The organism is Rhodococcus sp. KBW08 (assembly GCF_003852455.1).
Classification (GTDB): domain Bacteria; phylum Actinomycetota; class Actinomycetes; order Mycobacteriales; family Mycobacteriaceae; genus Rhodococcus_F; species Rhodococcus_F baikonurensis.
On the sequence record NZ_QAJJ01000017.1, the window covers coordinates 298,827 to 316,395 of the forward strand.

The following is a 17,569-nucleotide window of genomic DNA, read 5'->3' on the forward strand; positions in this document are numbered from 1 at the left end:
CGAGGGCATACGTACGTGTCATCTACTACTTCATCGAATCCAGTCGGGTTCGCGCGTCCTCGAACCCTGACACCAGCTCTGCCATGACCTCGGCGACGGGGCGGATCTCGTTCATCCGGCCCACGATCTGGCCGACGGGCATTGCCACAACTTCCGGGTTCTCCGATGCAGCGATTCTCTGATGAGCGTCGCTGACCAGCAGGTTCTGCAGCGGCATCGGCAAGGGCGCCGGTGCTCCCGGGTTCGACCAGGCTTCCGTCCACTTGGTCTTGAGCAACCGAGCGGGCTTACCCGAGTAGATGCGCGAACGTACGGTGTCGGCCGACGTCGCGCCCAACAGTGCACGCTGAATAGCGGACGGGCCCTCGCCCGACGCACTGCCGAGTTTGTATTCGGAGGTGGTGAGCCAGTACGAGCCCATCCATACTCCAGACGCACCGAGTGCGAGTGCAGCAGCCACCTGACGGCCGCTGCCGATACCGCCGGCAGCCAGTACAGCAGCTGAATCACCCAGTGCATCAACAATTTCCGGGACCAGAACCATCGAAGCGATCTCGCCCGTGTGACCGCCGGCCTCGTAGCCCTGCGCGATCACGATGTCGACGCCGTTCTCGACGTGACGACGTGCGTGCTCGACGGCGCCGGCCAGTGCCGCTACCGGAACGCCCTTCTCGTGCGCCTGATCGATGACGTCCTTGGGCGGCGATCCCAGCGCATTCGCGATCAGCGCAATCCGATGCCCCAGAGCAACATCGACGTGGGACCGCGCCACCGAGTGAAGCCATCCCAGTACGCCGGTCGCATGCTCGACGTCGTCGGACAGCGGCGGCACCCCCAGTTCGTCCAGCGTGCGATTGACGAAGGCGCGGTGCTCCTCCGGGATCAGCTTGTCGAGATCGACGGCACCACCCTCGGTCGGCACCTTGGCCGGCATGACGATGTCGACGCCGTACGGCTTCCCGTCGGTGTTCTCGTCCATCCACGTGAGTGCAGCTTCGAGCTCTTCCGGGTCGTTGAACCGGACGCAACCGAGAACGCCCAGACCGCCTGCGCGACTGATCGCGGCGGCGACGTGCTCGGAAGGAGTGAATCCGAAGATCGGGTATTCGATGCCGAACTTGTCGGCCAGATCCGAACGCATCAGGCTTCCACGCTTTCGTTTGCGGACGCCACAGGAGCGCCGTTTCCGTTGTGATCGTCAGCCTCGCGCGATTCCGTCTCGGCCTTGGCCCAGCGGTAGTCGGGCTTGCCTGCCGGATTGCGCTTGATCTGGTCGACGAACCACACGCTGCGCGGAACCTTGTATCCGGCAATCTCTTTGCGCGCCGCGGTGGCGATGTCGTGCAAGGTCGGCGACGTGCCTTCACGTACCTGAACCACTGCGGCAACCCGCTGACCGAAGCGCTCGTCGGGGATACCGACCACCAGCACGTCGAAGATGTCCGGGTGCGCCTTCAAAGCGCCCTCGACCTCTTCCGGGTACACCTTCTCGCCGCCGCTGTTGATGGACACCGAACCGCGGCCGAGCATCGTGACCGTGCCGTCGGCTTCGACCTGCGCGTAGTCGCCGGGGATCGAGTAACGAACGCCGTTGATGGTGCGGAAGGTTTCGGCCGTCTTGACCTCGTCCTTGTAGTAGCCGAGCGGGATGTTGCCCTTGCGAGCGAGCATGCCGCGCTTGCCCGATCCGGGTTCGACCTCGTTGCCGTCGTCGTCGAGAACCGTTGTGGAGGCGTCGATCTTGACCGTCGGGCCGCCGGTGTGCTTCTGGCCCTTGCTCAGCACTGCCAGTCCACCGAAGCCGGTCTCGGACGCGCCGATGGAGTCGGTCAGCAAGCGGTTAGGCAGCAGTTCGAGAAACTGCTCCTGGATACTCGGAGAGAAGAGTGCAGCACTGCTGGCCATCACGTAGAGCGTCGAAAGATCGTACGGCTCACCGGTCTCCGGGTTTCCGGCGATCAGTGCGTCGAGCATCGGGCGGCCCATCGCGTCACCCGTGATGAAGATCAGGTTGACCTTGTGCTTGTCGATGTTCTGCCACACCTCGTGGGCGTCGAATTCGGGGTGCATCAAACAGGTTCCGCCGCCGAAGAGGCTGTGGAACACCGCAGACTGCGAACCGCCGTGAATCATCGGGGGGATCGGGTAGCGGATCATGCTCGGGTTGGCAGCGCCGACCTTCGCCATCTCGTACTCGTCCTCGACCGGAACGCCGGTGACGAAGTTGATGCCGCCGCCGAGCACACGCCACCAGTCCTCGTGACGCCACATGACGCCCTTGGGACTTCCGGTGGTGCCGCCGGTGTAGAGCATGAAGATGTCGTCGTTGCTGCGCTCTTCGAAATCACGCTCACCCGAACTCTGCGCGAGTGCGTCCTCGTAGCCGATGCCGAAAGCACTGAAATCCAGATCGGTGCCGTCCTCGACCACGATGACGGACTTGACCTTGGGAGTGTTCGGCAGGACGTTCGCGACCTTGTCCGAGTAGCGGCGCTCGTGAATGAGTGCCACCATGTCGGAGTTGTCGAAGATGTACTGCAACTCGTTCTCGACGTACCGGTAGTTGATGTTGACCATCACGGCCCGGATCTTGAAAACGGCGACCATGGCCTCGATCGCCTCGATGACGTTCCGGCAGTAGATGCCGACCTTGTCACCCGGCTGAACGCCATGTTCACGCAGGTAGTGACCGAGGCGGTTTGCTCGGTCCTCCAACTGCGCATAAGTCATCTCGCGGTTGTCCGAGACCAGCGCAACGCGGTCCGGAACGAGGTCGATTGCGTGCTCTACGAAGTCTGCGATGTTAAGGGCCACGAGTTCAAAGTAGAACGTGTTACCGTTTCTGGCAAGACCCAATTTGAGAGCCAGCTCACAGACCCGCCAGGAGCCATCAGTGTCCACTTCGACGACCGAAAAATCAGACATTTCGGAAACCGCGCCGCATTGCCTCGTGGAGAAGCGCGGCCACGTTCTCATCGTGACCATGAATCGCCCCGAGCGTAAGAACGCCATCACCGGCGAGATGATGGCGATCATGGTCGACGCCTGGGACCAGGTCGACAACGACCCCGAAATCCGCGTGGCGATCCTGACCGGAGCGGGCGGCGATTTCTGCGCCGGCGCCGACCTCAAGAACATGTCCGCCAAGCCGCCGGGAGATTCCTTCGCGGGCGGCGGCGTCGACATGTCCAAGATCGAAGGCCTCCTCAAGGGTCGCCGGTTGACCAAGCCGCTGATCGCCGCGGTCGAGGGTGCAGCCATCGCCGGCGGAACCGAAATCCTGCAGGGCACCGACATCCGCGTCGCAGGCGAGAGCGCAAAGTTCGGCGTCTCCGAAGCCAAGTGGGGGCTCTTCCCACTCGGCGGTTCCGCAGTGCGTCTGGTGCGCCAGATTCCGTACACGATCGCGGCGGACATCCTGCTCACCGGTCGTCACATCAAAGCGCCCGAAGCCAAGGAGATCGGGCTGATCGGCCACGTCGTCCCGGACGGACAGGCCCTCGACAAGGCGCTGGAGCTCGCCGACCTGATCAGCGCCAACGGCCCCCTCGCCGTGCAGGCGATTCTCAAGACCATCCGCGACACCGAGGGCATGCACGAGGAAGAGGCCTTCCAGATCGACGCGCAACTGGGCATGAAGGTGTTCATGAGCGCGGACGCAAAGGAGGGACCGCGGGCTTTCGGTGAGAAGCGGGCACCCCAGTTCAAGGGCATCTGAGTAAAGGTTGTCTGACCCATCCCCTCTGACCCACCCTGTCTGACCCACCCCCTTTTCGAGCGAACGTACCTTTCGGCGCCTTCAGTGCGCCGAAAGGCACGTTCGCTCAGCCGGTTTCGTCCATTTTCACCCACCTCGACCTCGCGAACACCTGAGGCCGAGGACGGGATTGCGCCAATCTGTAGTGCGCACGCAGGTCCTCGATCACGCGATCAGGGTCCGTTCGCAGTGCACTGGGCACCGTCGGCAACACGATGATTCCCGCATTCTGCATTCGCGTCCGACGTTCCACCGTGCGCTTGTAGTCCGTCGGCGCGGCATGCCATTCCAACGAGTCGATGTCCCACGCAAAGGCAACCGAATCGATCCATCCGTCCGGAATTGCGATGAAGTCTCCCTTCGCATCCCGGATCTCATGGTTGAACAACATTTCCGGCAGACCGCTCCGCTGCCACAGTTTTCGCGCGTGAACCTCCGGAACCGAGTGGACGTTCGCGTTCACTTCGCGCAACACGACCCGAGGTAGCGCGGACCCCCGACTGCTGCCCGCCTCGAGTTCCTTCGCAAGTTCGCGCACCGAGACGTCGCCACGCTGAACGACCTCGGCAATGAGTGCCCGTGTGGGATCGAGGGCCTTGCACCGCCTCGCAGCGTCGAGTAGTGCCCTCGGCAGCGGCGCACAGCGCAGACCGTTGCGAATCTCCGGCTCAGGCAGTCGAACAGTGCGCTCCACCGTGACGAACCCGACCGATTGAACACGACGGTCGATGGGGATGAGCACCTGCACATCCCCGGAATGCATCCGATATCCGTACTCCGACATGGCAGATCGCCCGGTCAGCAGAGACTCGTCACCGCTCAACATGAGCGCAGCGATCGATCGTTGACGCGCCGTCGGCTGACCATTTCGGAGCAGGATGACTCCTGGCAAAATGCGCTGCCAGGGTCCACCCACTCGGCACCGAGTGTGCACGGCGGAGTTGGACACGCCCAATCGCGCCAACTCCGCCGTTCGGATCACTCCGCTTCTACTGACGCGGTAGATCGCGTCCAGATCATCGCCCCACGTTCCACGCCGCATGGTTGCAGCATGACTCGAGTGGCAGCGCGGGCTCCGGAGGCGACCTGGGGTTTTGGCGGCCCTGTGGATAACTTTCGGCGAGCGAACGGCGCGTTGAGCGCCTCAGATGCGCTGAACGTGCCGTTCGCTCGAAAAAAGGGGGGTCCCGCTCGAAAAAAAGGGGGCGCCTCGCTCAACCACCCACCGCGGCCGCTAGCTCTCGCACATGGTCGGCGTCGCGGCAGGTCACCAGCAGCATCGTGACTCCGGCTTCCTCCCAACGCTTCACGTCGGCGCGCACCTCGTCGACGTTGCCGATGATCATGGTCTCGGTGACCATCTCGTCGGGGACGACGGCAGCGGCTTCCTCCTTGCGGCCCGACATGAAGAGGCGACCGATCTCGTCGACCTCCTTCTCGTAGCCCATCCGCTTGTAGACCTGCGCGTGAAAGTTCAACTCCGGGGCGCCCATTCCGCCGACGTAGAGGGCGGTCATCGGTTTGAGAGCGGCGATGGCGCCGGCGCGGTCGTCGGTCACGATGACCTGGCACGTGGCGGCAACCTCGAAGTCTTCGCGGCTACGACGGGCCCCGGCGCGAGCAAAGCCTTCGTCGAGCCACTTGTTGTACATCGGGGCCAGGCGCGGGGTGTAGTAGATCGCCAGCCACCCGTCGGCGATTTCGCCGGCAAGCGCGACGTTCTTCGGCCCTTCGGCGCCGAGCCAGATCGGGATGTCCGCACGCAGCGGGTGCGTAATGGGCTTGAGCGGCTTGCCAAGTCCCGAACTGCCCGGTCCAGCATACGGCAGAGGGTAGTGGGGACCGGGACTGGTGACGGGCGCTTCACGGGCAAGGACCTGGCGCACGATCGAGACGTATTCACGGGTGCGTGCGAGCGGTTTCTCGAAAGGCTGGCCGTACCAACCTTCGACGACCTGTGGTCCGGATACGCCGAGCCCGAGGATCGTTCGTCCGCCGTTCAGGTGGTCGAGGGTGAGCGCGTGCATGGCACAGCTGGTCGGTGTTCGCGCCGAGATCTGTACGACGGACGTACCGAGCCGAACCTTCTCGGTGCGCGATCCCCACCAGGCGAGCGGAGTGAAAGCGTCCGAGCCCCACGACTCCGCCGCGAAGACCGCGTCGAATCCCGCACCTTCCGCAGCCTCGATCAGTTCCGGGGCGTTTGCCGGCGGCTGTGCGCCCCAGTATCCGAGTTGCAACCCAAGCTTCATCGCACGCCTCCACATTGCCGGTGATCAGAAGTGACTCTTGCCACAATCTCTAGAACCTGTTCTACTCGATCTTGTGACCATCGGAAAGAGCGGGGTGGCCGACAAGCCCCTGAGCGCACCATTGAATCTCCATTTCGACTACACCAGATCGACGGGACCGACCATCGGCGCGTTCGTGACTGCCCTGCGTGATCGCAAGGTGATCGGCGCACGAGGGTCGAACGGTCGTGTCTTCGTGCCGCCACCGGAATTCGATCCGGACACGGCCGAACCACTGACCGACTTCGTCGGAGTCTCCGACGGCGGAACGGTCGTGAGTTGGACGTGGATGCCCGAACCCATCGAGGGTCAACCACTGACGAAGCCTTTCGCGTGGGCCCTGATCAAGCTCGACGGCGCGGACACGTCCATGCTCCACGCGGTCGACGTCGACTCCCCCGACGACATCAGCACCGGCCTGCGGGTTCGTGCTCGCTGGGCGTCGGAGCGGATCGGGCAGATCAAGGACATCGAGTGCTTCGAACCAGGTGAGAGCGAAAACGGCATCGCGACAGTCGATCCCAGCGCCGATCCTGTCACCATGATCACGACGCCTGTCGACCTGCACTTCATGCATTCCGCTTCAGCCGAGGAGAGTTTCTACCTCCGCGGTCTCGCCGAGGGCAAGCTGATCGGTGGTCGTAGCGGACCCGAAGACAAGATCTACATCCCACCGCGCGGCGCCAATCCCACCAACGGGAAGCCGACGAGCGAGCAGATCGAACTGCCGGACAAGGGAATTGTCACCACCTTCTGCATCGTCAACGTCCCGTTCCTCGGGCAGCGGATCAAGCCGCCCTACGTGGCCGCCTACGTGCTTCTCGACGGGGCCGACATTCCGTTCCTGCACTTGATCCTCGAATGTGATGCCGCGGACGTACGGATGGGCATGCGCGTCGAAGCCAAGTGGAAGCCTCGCGAAGAGTGGGGTTACACCCTCGAGAACATCGAATACTTCCGGCCGACAGGTGAACCCGACGCCGAGTACTCCACCTTCCAACACCACCTGTGAGGCTCCTGAAATGACTTCTGCAGACATCGCAGTCGTGGGCTTTGCTCAGGCACCCCACGTCCGCGAAACCAACGGCACCACCAACGGCGTCGAGATGCTCGTCCCGTGCTTCCAGCAGCTTTACAGCGATCTGGGAATCACCAAGTCCGACATCGGCTTCTGGTGCTCCGGATCTTCCGACTACCTGGCCGGTCGCGCATTCTCCTTCATCTCGGCCGTCGACTCCATCGGAGCGGTACCGCCCATCAACGAATCTCACGTCGAGATGGACGCTGCGTGGGCCTTCTACGAAGCGTGGATCAAGATCTTGACCGGCGAGGTCGAGACCGCGCTGGTGTACGGATTCGGCAAGTCTTCCGCCGGGCACCTGCGCAAGATCCTGTCCATGCAGCTCGATCCGTACCTCGTCACTCCGCTGTGGCCCGACTCCGTCTCGATCGCCGGGCTTCAAGCCCGACTCGGACTCGACGCGGGTAAGTGGACGCAAGAGGACATGGCGGAGGTGGCGGCTCGCAGCCGTCGTCACGCGCTGAGCAATCCGAAGGCTCAGCTCGCGGGCGAGGTCGACGTCGAGGCACTTCTCGCCAGCCCCTTCCTCGCAGATCCGTTGCGCGCACACGATTGTGCGCCTATCACCGATGGTGCGGCAGCAATCGTCCTGGCCTCGGGTAACCGCGCCCGCGATCTCTGCGAGCGGCCGGCGTGGATCACCGGGCTCGAGCATCGCATCGACTCCCCCAACCTGGGCGCACGTGACCTGACCACGTCACCGTCCACTACGTCGGCGGCCAAGGCGGCAACGGGCGGCGAGGTCGGCAACATCGACGTCGCCGAACTGCACGCACCGTTCACTCACCAGGAATTGATCTTGAAGGAAGCGATCGGCCTGACCGACGCCACCACGATCAACCCGTCCGGCGGACCGCTGAGCGGCAACCCACTGTTCGCCGGTGGTCTGGAACGAATCGGCCACGCCGCCAAGGCGATCTTCGACGGCCAGGCGAATCGCGCTCTGGCCCATGCAACAAGCGGCCCTGTGCTGCAGCAGAACCTGGTAGCAGTCTTGGAGGGACGGAACTGATGGCCGGAACGCCTCAACTCGCGGCCGTGCTCGGCACCGGCCAAACTCACTACGTCGCAAAGCGTCACGACGTCTCGATGGCGGGCTTGGTCCGTGAAGCCATCGACGCAGCGATGCTCGATGCCAACGTCGGCTGGGACGACATCGACGCCGTCGTCATCGGAAAGGCCCCCGACCTGTTCGAGGGTTCGATGATGCCCGAACTCGCCATGTCGGATGCCCTGGGCGCCAACGGAAAGCCGTTGCTGCGTGTTCACACAGCCGGCTCGGTGGGCGGTTCGACGGCTATCGTCGCCTCCAGTCTGGTCAAATCCGGGGTCCACAAGCGGGTTCTGACGGTTTCCTGGGAGAAGCAGTCCGAGTCGAACGCCATGTGGGCGCTGTCCACACCGGTTCCGTTCAACATGCCCGTCGGCGCCGGTGCCGGTGGATACTTCGCCCCGCACGTCCGTTCGTACATTCGTCGATCGGGCGCACCGGAGCACATCGGCTACCTCGTCGCGGTGAAGGATCGGCTGAACGGCAGCCTCAATCCGTATGCGCACCTGCGGCAGCCGGACATCACCTTCGAATCGGTGAAGGCATCTCAGATGCTCTGGGATCCGATCCGCTACGACGAGACCTGCCCGTCCTCGGACGGCGCGTGCGCTCTGGTGATCGGCAACGAGGAAGCTGCCGCACAGGTGGAGGCCGAAGGGCGTTCCGTCGCCTGGATCCACGCGACGGCCATGCGCACCGAGCCGACCTTCTATGCCGGACGCGATCAGGTCAATCCGCAGGCCGGCCGTGACGCCGCGGCCGCGCTGTGGAAGTCAGCGGGAATCACCGATCCGCTCAACGAGATCGACTGCGCCGAAATCTATGTCCCGTTCTCGTGGTTCGAGCCGATGTGGCTCGAGAACCTCGGCTTCGCGGAGGAAGGTCAGGGCTGGAAGCTGACCGAGGCCGGAGAAACCGCGATCGGCGGCAAGCTCCCGGTCAACGCCTCGGGAGGTGTTCTCTCGTCCAACCCGATCGGCGCCTCGGGCATGATCCGGTTCGCCGAGTCCGCGATGCAGGTCATGCACCGCGCCGGCGATCACCAGGTGGCCGACGCCCGCAAGGCTCTCGGCCATGCCTACGGCGGTGGCTCGCAGTACTTCTCGATGTGGGTCGTCGGCTCCGAACGCCCCACCACGTAAGCAGCAGCACACACGCCGATCAGGAAGAGGCCGAAGATGAAGTACACCGTCGGGGTTGCCATGAACCCCTTGGACCAGTTAGCCGGTATCGCCAAAACGGCCGAGGAATGCGGCTTTTCGTCGATCGCTCTCCCCGATTCACTGTTCTTCATGGAAACGCAGGCGGCGGATTACCCGTACACCCCGGACGGGTCTCGGATGTGGAATGCCGAGACCCCCTGGGTCGATCCGCTGATCGCCGCGGCCGCAATGGGCGCCGTGACCGAGAAGATCGAGTTCTACACCCAGGTGCTCAAGCTGGGTAGCCGCAATCCGGTCCTGCTCGCGCGGCAGGTCGGATCGGTGGCGGCACTGACGAACAACCGCTTCGGCTTCGGCGTCGGAATCGGTTGGGCTCCGGAAGAGTTCGAGTGGTGCGGCGCTCCGTACAAGCGTCGGGGCGCACGTGTGGACGAGATGATCGACGTTCTCAAGCTGATTCTCGGCGGCGGCATGGTCGAGTACCACGGTGAGTTCTTCGATTTCGATCGCCTGCAGATGAGCCCGGCTCCCACCAAGCCGGTTCCGTTCTACGTCGGCGGCCACACCGAGGTCGCACTCAAGCGAGCTGCACGAGTCGGCGACGGATGGACGTCGGCGATGATCAAGTTCGACGACCTGGTGGGTGTGATCGCACGACTGCGCGAATTGCGCGCCGAGTACGGCCGCGAGAACGAGCCGTACGAAATCCAGACGGTGTGCATCGACCGTTTCGGCAAGGACGGTTACGCAGAACTCGAGGACGCCGGCGTCACGGACATCATCACCGTGCCTTGGGTTTTCGACGGAATCGGATTCGATGCCCCGCTCGAGGCAAAGCAGGATTCGATGCGCAAGTTCGCCGAACAGTACATCAACTGAGGAGCTGCGATGACCGACGAGCACCCCGCCCGCGTCGCGGGTAACGCATCGCGCGCCGCCGCGAGTGGCAAGAACAAGGAAGCCTGGCTGGACCTCTTCGCCGAGGACGGCTGGGTGGAGGATCCGGTCGGGCCGTCGGGTTTCGACCCCGAGGGCAAAGGCCATCACGGGCGTGAAGCGATCTCCAAGTTCTACGACATGACGATCGCCAACGCGGACAAGCTCGAGTTCCTGATCGACGATTCCCTGGTGTGCGGCAACGAGAACGTCAACATCGGCAAGATCCGTACGACCATCGGCGGCTCGATCATCGACGCCGAAGGCGTGTTCGTCTACCGGGTGAACGACGACGGCAAGATCGCGTCGCTTCGAGCATTCTGGGAAGTGGACCGTGCGATGAAGACGGCGCGCAAAGCCTGAGAACCCCCCCCAGTACGAGAGCGGCCCCGGTCATCGACCGGGGCCGCTCTCGTCGTAGTCGAATCAGCCTGTCGTACTTGCACCGAGAACCTCGAAATGGTTTCCTGGTTCCCAACGTCGCGTGTCGATGACGGACTGCGTCAGGCATGGAGGCGTCGTACTGCAAGGGGTCACTCATGACCATTTCGTTCAATCACACCATCATCGCCGCAAAAGACCGACAAGAGTCGGCGTGGTTCTTCACTCACATGTTCGGTCTGCCAGGCCCGGTCGAAGCCGGCTACTTTCTCGGCGTTGAACTCGAGCACGGCGTGACACTGGACTTCGCACAGGTGGAAGAGGGCGCCGAGGTGGCGTCTCAGCACTACGCTTTCCTCGTCTCCGAAGATGACTTCGACGGCATCTACCAGCGAATACAGGCGTTGAAACTGGATCACTGGGCCGATCCGCGCCAGTCGAGTACCGGCTTCAACACCAACGACGGTGGGCGTGGTGTCTACTTCCTCGACCCGTCGGGACATTTCCTGGAAGCGATCACCAAACCGTACGGCGGCTGAATGAGAGAGTGAACTACAAACGGCGGCGCCTACGGGAGATGAGGGATCCCGCAGACGCCGCCGCAGTTCCAGGTTGCCAACGAGTGGCTCCCCGGAACGTCTACTGTAGTTCTGCGTGTTCGAGAGTGCAGAGGCAACTCCCGAAAAGCTACACAGAACCTACTCGCCGGTTACCAGGTCAGTATATGTCCGGATCAGTGTTTGACCGGGCAGCCCGATGTCTTGTAATCAACCTGAAACTCTTTGATGCCGTTGAGCCAGCCCGAGCGCAGGCGGCGGGGATCGCCGAGCCTGGTGATGTCGGGTAGGTGATCGGCGATCGCATTGAAGATCAGATCGATTTCCAGACGGGCCAAGTTGGCGCCGATGCAGTAGTGCGCACCGGTGCCGCCGAATCCGAGGTGCGGATTGGGGTCACGCATGATGTCGAACTTCGTGGGGTTCTCGAAGACGTCTTCGTCGAAGTTGGCCGACGCGTACATCATCACGACGCGATCGCCCTTCTTGATCTTCTGTCCGCCGAGTTCGGTGTCTTCGAGCGCGGTGCGCTGGAAGGACGTCACCGGGGTGGCCCAACGAACGATCTCGTCGGCCGCCGTCTTGGGACGTTCCTTCTTGTACAGCTCCCACTGGTCGGGATTGTCGAGGAAGGCAACCATGCCGTGTGTGATGGCATTGCGAGTGGTCTCGTTACCCGCGACCGCAAGCAGGATCACGAAGAAGCCGAATTCCTCTGGGGAGAGCTCATTTCCGTCGATGTCCGCTTCGATGAGCTTGGTGACGATGTCATCGGCGGGACACTTCTTGCGCTGATCCGCCATCTGGTACGCGTATCCCAGAATCTCCATCGACGCCGCCTGCGGGTCGATGTCGAACTCGGGGTCGTCGTACGACGTCATCTGGTTGGACCAGTCGAAGAGCTTCATTCGATCTTCCTGCGGCACACCGAGAAGTTCGGCGATGGCCTGCAGCGGAAGCTCGGACGCGACCTGCACCACGAAGTCTCCGGCACCGCCGGCAGCCGCGGTCGTGACGATCTTTTCGGCACGCTCGGTCAGTTCCTCGCGCAGGCTGTTGATGGCGCGCGGGGTGAATCCGCGGGAGACCAGCTTGCGCAGCTTGGTGTGCTCCGGAGCGTCCTTGTTGATGAGAATGAACCGCTGCATCTCGACGTTCTCACGCGGGATGTCGTCGGCGAAGCGAGGAATCGCAGTGTTCTCGTGGGTCGAGAAGATGTCGCTTCGCTGCGAAACCTCCTTGACCTCTTCATGACGGGTGACCACCCAGAAGCCCTCGTCCTGGAATCCACCGATTTCCGGGGGCTGCGGATTCCACCACACGGGGGCCGTCTTCCGGAGTTCGGCGAACTCCTCGAACGGCATGCGTTCCGCGTAGATGTCGGGGTCCGTGAAGTCGATTCCCTCGGGGAATGCGGGCTGTGCCACTGATGTCTCCTGCCCTAAGCCTTTTCATCACAGGGGTGATGGGGATCCGTGATGTGTAACACGTTCTACTCTCATTGAAACACAAGCCTGCTTACTAGGAAAGGAAACGTCGACAGGTCTTGCTTCCCGCAGAGAACCTGTTCTACTTTTTCATTACAAGGAAAGGAGCCCGCTGTGGGCACACCAGTAATCGTCGAGGCTGTCCGTACACCGATCGGCAAGCGCGGAGGTTGGCTCGCCGGTCTGCATGCCGCCGAGATCCTCGGAGCGGCCCAGAAGGGCGTTCTCGACCGGTCGGGAATCGACCCGCTGCTCATCGAGCAGGTGATCGGCGGCTGCGTCACCCAGGCCGGCGCTCAGTCCAACAACATCACGCGCACGGCATGGTTGCATGCAGGTCTGCCGTGGCAGACCGGCGCAACGACCGTGGACTGCCAGTGCGGTTCCGCTCAGCAGGCGAACCATCTGATCGCCGGACTGATCGCCACGGGCGCCATCGACGCCGGCATCGCCTGCGGCATCGAAGCCATGAGCCAGGTTCCCCTCGGCGCAAACGTCGGCGATCAGGCCGGACCGCGTCGACCCGCGACGTGGGACATCGACATGCCCAACCAGTTCGAAGCTGCAGAACGTATCGCACGCCGACGCGGTCTTACTCGCGACGACGTCGAAGCTCTCGGCGTCCGCTCGCAGGCGCTGGCCAAGCAAGCTTGGGAGGAAGGGCGTTTCGACCGCGAGGTTCTCGAACTCTCGGCACCCCAGGTCGACAAGGAAGGAAACCTCACGGGCGAGACCAAGCTCGTCAATCGCGATCAGGGCCTGCGCGATACGACGGCGGAGTCCCTTGCCCGACTGAAGCCCGTCCTCGAAGGCGGGATTCACACGGCCGGAACGTCTTCCCAGATCTCCGACGGTGCTGCCGCAGTCCTGCTCATGGACGAGGACAAGGCTCGCGCGCTCGGATTGAAGCCGCGTGCCCGCATCATCGCCCAGGCGTTAGTCGGCTCGGAGCCGGAATTCCACCTCGACGGACCGGTGCAGGCAACCAGTCGCGTTCTGGAGAAGAGCGGAATGAAGATCGGCGACCTCGATCTGTTCGAGATCAACGAAGCATTCGCATCCGTCGCACTGTCCTGGGCTCAGGTTCACGAACCCGACTTCGACAACGTCAACGTCAACGGCGGCGCGCTCGCTCTCGGCCATCCGGTCGGCAGCACGGGATCTCGACTGATCACCACCGCACTGCACGAACTGGAGCGTCGCAACGGCTCGACGGCTCTGATCACGATGTGCGCCGGCGGCGCGCTGGCCACCGGAACCATCATCGAGCGTATCTGAGATGACCACTCCCCCAGCCAAACCCAAGGGACTCGACGCTCCGGCGACGGTCAAGATCATCAAGTGGATGTCGAAGGCAAACGTCGCCATGTATCGCGCCACCGACGGGAGGCTGGGTAGCAAGTGGCGGGTCGGCAGCGCGTTCCCACGCGGGCTGCCGATCTGCCTGCTCACCACCACCGGTCGCAAATCCGGCGAGGAGCGGATCAGTCCGCTGCTGTTCCTCGAGGACGGCGAAGACGTGATTCTGGTGGCGTCGCAAGGCGGTCTTCCGAAGAACCCGATGTGGTACCTCAACATCAAGGCGGATCCGGTGGTGACGGTGCAGATCAAGTCTCGGATCCGCTCGATGAAAGCCCGCGTCGCCACCGAGGACGAGCGCGCTCGGCTGTGGCCGAAGTTGACGGCGATGTATCCGGATTTCGACAACTATCAAGCCTGGACCGACCGGATCATTCCCGTCATCGTGTGCGAGCCTCTGAAGAACTAAACGAACTGTTTACAACACAACGTTTACACTGGCCCGGGTTCGTGCCACCCTGGGTTCATGACCGATGACCAGTTCAGACCGATCGATTCCGGCCGCGAACGCGCACATCGCGAGTACGCCGGGCTCTTTCGGATCAGCGAGCGCCACGGCGCGACCCAAAGCCAGCGCGCACGGCAATCCCATCCGGAGATGCTCGAGCCCTACGGCGCGGTGCGCGTCGTGGCTCGTCTTGCCGGCGGAACCGACACACCACAACCGAACGAACCCGAGGTCGACGACGCCGACGTCATGGCTGCATTGACTTTGATCCCCAAGGCCCGAGCCGAAATGGAACAGCTGGAAGCGCTGTTCCTCGGAATTGCTCGCGAACGTGGCATGACCTGGCAGGATATTGCCTTCGGACTCGGACTCGGCAGCACTCAAGCCGCCCGCCAGCGCTACGAACGGCTCGTTCGCCGCACCGGAGGCTGAACGCGTGCCATAACGGGCGAGTTGGAGCACTATTGACTCGTACGGTCCGCACGGCGTTTCGACAGAGCCTCGAACACAGCAAGGAGTCGCATATATGACGACGCATATTCAAGATCAGATCCTGGACCGACGCGAGATCACTTCCGCACTCGTGCGTGCGCTGGAGCGTCGCCACGAGGTGCTGGATGCAGTGGTCGACAGCAAGGACCACCAGGAGGCACTGACCACCGTCGCGGAACTCCTCGGCACGTCGGAAGCAAATGCCGAAGCAGTTCTGAGCCTCAAGTTCAGCGCACTGACCAAGGCTGCACGCGATCGCATCCAGGGCGAGCTGGAGAATCTCGACGCAACACTCGAATGGACGACGCTCGATCGCCCCGCGAGTAGCGGGCAGAACTTCAGCTTGCGTCCGTTCAGCGACAGCGCAGAAGACAAGTCGCTGTTCACGATTCGTTCGGGCGAGCAGCTCGGCGAAGACGGCAATCCGTGGAGCGAGGATCGAATCGAAGCCGAGCGCGTCGGCGGTCTCGGTCGTATCGACGACGAGAGCGCTGCCTGGTTCGTCGCCGAGGACGTCTCCGGCGACAGCCCGAAGAGCGTCGGTCTGGTGTTCGGCGAACTCGACGGCCAAGAGGTCAACGTCGCGATCTGGATTGCACCCGAGTCCCGCAAGAAGGGCTACGGCACCGCATGCGTGAAGCATTCGCGGCGCGAGCTCGCAGCAGAGTTCCCCGGCACCGTGCTGGTGGTTCGGGCGCCTGCGTAGGCGGCACGCCTGTGAGTGGTTAAGGAGTCCCTGCACTCCTTAACCACTCACGGGGCCGGAGGCCCTACGCCCCGTACACCGGCGTCGGAATCTCAGCCTTCTCCAACAGCGCTGCCACGACGGGCCCGATCTCCTTCGGGTCCCAACGGTCACCCTTGTCCTCGCTCGGGCCGTGACGCCAGCCCTCCGCGACGGTGATCTTTCCGCCCTCGACCTCGAATACCCGGCCCGTGACGTCCTTGGCCTCGGCGCTGCCGAGCCAGACGACCAGCGGCGAGATGTTCTCGGGAGCCATGGCATCGAAGCCCTCTTCCGGAGCTGCCATCGCTTCTGCCATCGCCCCACCTGCACCGACTGTCATGCGCGTGCGCGCAGCAGGTGCGATCGCATTGACACTGACGCCGTAATTCTTGAGCTCGGCCGCGGCCTGGATGGTCATCTCGGCGATACCGGCCTTCGCCGCAGCGTAGTTGCCCTGGCCGATCGAACCCTGCAGTCCTGCACCCGAACTGGTGTTGATGATGCGTGCGTCGACGGTCTTGCCCGCCTTGGCTTCACCGCGCCAGTAGGCAGCAGCGTGACGCAGCGGCGCGAAATGCCCCTTGAGGTGCACACGGATTACCGCGTCCCACTCGCCTTCGCTCATGCCGACGAGCATGCGGTCACGCAGAAAGCCCGCGTTGTTCACGAGTACGTCCAGGCCACCGAAAGTGTCGATCGCGGTCTTGATCAGATTTTCGGCGCCCGCCCAGTCTGCGACGTCGTCTCCGTTGACCACTGCTTGGCCACCTGCAGCGATGATCTCCGCGACAACCTGCTCGGCCGGACTTTCGCCGGTCTCGGAACCGTCGGCACCCGCACCGATGTCGTTGACGACGACCTTGGCACCCTCAGCCGCGAACGCCAACGCATGCGCGCGTCCGATACCTCGACCTGCCCCGGTGATGATGACTACGCGTCCGTCGACCAATCCACTCATTTTTGTCTCCTAATGCACTCTGCTCGGGCTTGTCGGCTCCGCTTGTGTGCTAACTTACCAAGCAATCGCTTGGTTTGGTACACAGACGTAAGGAATCCCGATATGGGCATCAGCACCTCCTCCGACGGAACCGGCATCACCACGGTCACCATCGACTACGCGCCGGTCAACGCAATCCCGTCCAAGGGATGGTTCGAGCTTGCCGACGCCATCCTCGACGCGGGCAAGGATCTGAACACGCACGTGGTGATCCTGCGAGCCGAGGGACGCGGATTCAACGCCGGCGTCGACATCAAGGAGATGCAGGCCACCGAGGGATTCGACGCACTGGTCGCCGCCAACCGCGGTTGTGCCGCAGCCTTCGCCGCCGTCTACGACTGCGCTGTGCCCGTCGTCGTGGCAGTCAACGGATTCTGCGTCGGTGGCGGCATCGGACTGGTCGGGAACGCGGACGTGATCGTCGCTTCCGACGACGCGATCTTCTCCCTCCCCGAGGTCGACCGCGGTGCACTCGGCGCTGCCACACACCTCTCGCGCCTGGTGCCGCAACACATGATGCGCACGCTCTACTACACGGCGCAGAGCGTCGACGCCCACACACTCAAGCAGTTCGGCAGCGTCTACGACGTGGTTCCGCGCGAGAAGCTCGACGAGTGCGCTCGCGAAATCGCCGCGAAGATCGCCGCCAAGGACACCCGCATCATCCGGTGCGCCAAGGAAGCCATCAACGGCATCGACCCGGTCGACGTCAAGGGCAGCTACCGCCTCGAGCAGGGCTACACCTTCGAACTCAACCTCCTCGGCGTGTCCGACGAGCACCGCGACGAGTTCGTCGCCACCGGCAAGCCGCGCGAGAACGCAACCCAGAAGGAAGGCTGAGA

The 17,569-nt window shown here is 63.2% G+C and carries 18 protein-coding genes; 12 read left to right on the forward strand and 6 right to left on the reverse strand.

Features of this window, described 5'->3' with window-relative positions:
* Positions 1-25: 25 nt before the first annotated feature.
* Positions 26-1,141 carry a nitronate monooxygenase family protein gene (locus tag DBV08_RS21960; protein WP_003945863.1) on the reverse strand — a complete coding sequence of 372 codons (1,116 nt, stop codon included), beginning with the start codon at positions 1,139-1,141 and terminating at the stop codon, positions 26-28.
* Positions 1,141-2,814: an acyl-CoA synthetase gene (locus DBV08_RS21965; protein WP_039973409.1), complete on the reverse strand. Its 1,674-nt coding sequence runs from the start codon at positions 2,812-2,814 to the stop codon at positions 1,141-1,143. The genes DBV08_RS21960 and DBV08_RS21965 overlap by 1 nt, the downstream gene beginning before the upstream one ends.
* Positions 2,815-2,893: 79 nt before the next feature.
* Between DBV08_RS21965 and DBV08_RS21970 the strand changes: the two genes are divergently transcribed.
* The gene (locus tag DBV08_RS21970) at positions 2,894-3,718 is read left to right on the forward strand and encodes a crotonase/enoyl-CoA hydratase family protein (protein WP_070796348.1); all 825 of its coding nucleotides are present in this window, start codon (positions 2,894-2,896) and stop codon (positions 3,716-3,718) included.
* Between the two features lie 106 nt (positions 3,719-3,824).
* Here DBV08_RS21970 and DBV08_RS21975 read toward each other — a convergent pair whose 3' ends face one another.
* Together DBV08_RS21975 and DBV08_RS21980 are read right to left on the reverse strand one after the other, a co-directional pair.
* Positions 3,825-4,799: a hypothetical protein gene (locus DBV08_RS21975; RefSeq protein WP_124568832.1), complete on the reverse strand. Its 975-nt coding sequence runs from the start codon at positions 4,797-4,799 to the stop codon at positions 3,825-3,827.
* Between the two features lie 172 nt (positions 4,800-4,971).
* A complete protein-coding gene (locus DBV08_RS21980; RefSeq protein WP_095971001.1) occupies positions 4,972-6,009 on the reverse strand; it encodes an LLM class F420-dependent oxidoreductase in 1,038 nt (345 codons plus the stop codon).
* 73 nt (positions 6,010-6,082) lie between these two features.
* Between DBV08_RS21980 and DBV08_RS21985 the strand changes: the two genes are divergently transcribed.
* The 6 genes from DBV08_RS21985 (at position 6,083) to DBV08_RS22010 (ending at position 11,199) form a co-directional block, all read left to right on the forward strand.
* The gene (locus DBV08_RS21985; RefSeq protein ID WP_172436585.1) at positions 6,083-7,060 is read left to right on the forward strand and encodes a Zn-ribbon domain-containing OB-fold protein; all 978 of its coding nucleotides are present in this window, start codon (positions 6,083-6,085) and stop codon (positions 7,058-7,060) included.
* 10 nt (positions 7,061-7,070) lie between these two features.
* Positions 7,071-8,141, forward strand: coding sequence for a thiolase domain-containing protein (locus tag DBV08_RS21990; protein WP_124568833.1), 1,071 nt, complete (start codon positions 7,071-7,073; stop codon positions 8,139-8,141).
* Positions 8,141-9,322 (forward strand): thiolase domain-containing protein, encoded by a 1,182-nt coding sequence (locus DBV08_RS21995; RefSeq protein WP_095970999.1) that lies wholly within the window; start codon positions 8,141-8,143, stop codon positions 9,320-9,322. The genes DBV08_RS21990 and DBV08_RS21995 overlap by 1 nt, the downstream gene beginning before the upstream one ends.
* A gap of 36 nt (positions 9,323-9,358) precedes the next feature.
* Entirely contained in the window at positions 9,359-10,222 is an 864-nt protein-coding gene (locus tag DBV08_RS22000; protein WP_095970998.1) for a TIGR03619 family F420-dependent LLM class oxidoreductase, read from the forward strand.
* 9 nt (positions 10,223-10,231) lie between these two features.
* Positions 10,232-10,642, forward strand: coding sequence for a nuclear transport factor 2 family protein (locus DBV08_RS22005; protein WP_007734269.1), 411 nt, complete (start codon positions 10,232-10,234; stop codon positions 10,640-10,642).
* A gap of 176 nt (positions 10,643-10,818) precedes the next feature.
* Positions 10,819-11,199 (forward strand): VOC family protein, encoded by a 381-nt coding sequence (locus DBV08_RS22010; protein WP_020906296.1) that lies wholly within the window; start codon positions 10,819-10,821, stop codon positions 11,197-11,199.
* A 194-nt stretch (positions 11,200-11,393) separates the two neighbouring features.
* On the opposite strand, the gene DBV08_RS22015 is transcribed toward DBV08_RS22010, so the two are convergent.
* Positions 11,394-12,644 carry a cytochrome P450 gene (locus tag DBV08_RS22015; protein ID WP_007734267.1) on the reverse strand — a complete coding sequence of 417 codons (1,251 nt, stop codon included), beginning with the start codon at positions 12,642-12,644 and terminating at the stop codon, positions 11,394-11,396.
* Between the two features lie 174 nt (positions 12,645-12,818).
* Between DBV08_RS22015 and DBV08_RS22020 the strand changes: the two genes are divergently transcribed.
* From DBV08_RS22020 to DBV08_RS22035, 4 genes are all read left to right on the forward strand, one after another.
* Positions 12,819-13,982 carry a steroid 3-ketoacyl-CoA thiolase gene (locus tag DBV08_RS22020; protein WP_095970996.1) on the forward strand — a complete coding sequence of 388 codons (1,164 nt, stop codon included), beginning with the start codon at positions 12,819-12,821 and terminating at the stop codon, positions 13,980-13,982.
* Between the two features lies 1 nt (position 13,983).
* Positions 13,984-14,472, forward strand: coding sequence for a nitroreductase family deazaflavin-dependent oxidoreductase (locus DBV08_RS22025; RefSeq protein ID WP_095970995.1), 489 nt, complete (start codon positions 13,984-13,986; stop codon positions 14,470-14,472).
* A gap of 57 nt (positions 14,473-14,529) precedes the next feature.
* Entirely contained in the window at positions 14,530-14,943 is a 414-nt protein-coding gene (locus DBV08_RS22030; RefSeq protein WP_021342917.1) for a hypothetical protein, read from the forward strand.
* A gap of 94 nt (positions 14,944-15,037) precedes the next feature.
* Complete coding sequence (locus tag DBV08_RS22035; protein ID WP_095970994.1) at positions 15,038-15,709, forward strand: GNAT family N-acetyltransferase; 672 nt, start codon at positions 15,038-15,040, stop codon at positions 15,707-15,709.
* A 64-nt stretch (positions 15,710-15,773) separates the two neighbouring features.
* Here DBV08_RS22035 and DBV08_RS22040 read toward each other — a convergent pair whose 3' ends face one another.
* Positions 15,774-16,688, reverse strand: coding sequence for an SDR family oxidoreductase (locus DBV08_RS22040; protein ID WP_095970993.1), 915 nt, complete (start codon positions 16,686-16,688; stop codon positions 15,774-15,776).
* 102 nt (positions 16,689-16,790) lie between these two features.
* On the opposite strand from DBV08_RS22040, the gene echA20 reads away from it, so the two are divergent.
* Complete coding sequence (gene echA20 / locus DBV08_RS22045; protein WP_003945611.1) at positions 16,791-17,567, forward strand: (7aS)-7a-methyl-1,5-dioxo-2,3,5,6,7,7a-hexahydro-1H-indene-carboxyl-CoA hydrolase; 777 nt, start codon at positions 16,791-16,793, stop codon at positions 17,565-17,567.
* Positions 17,568-17,569 lie beyond the last annotated feature (2 nt).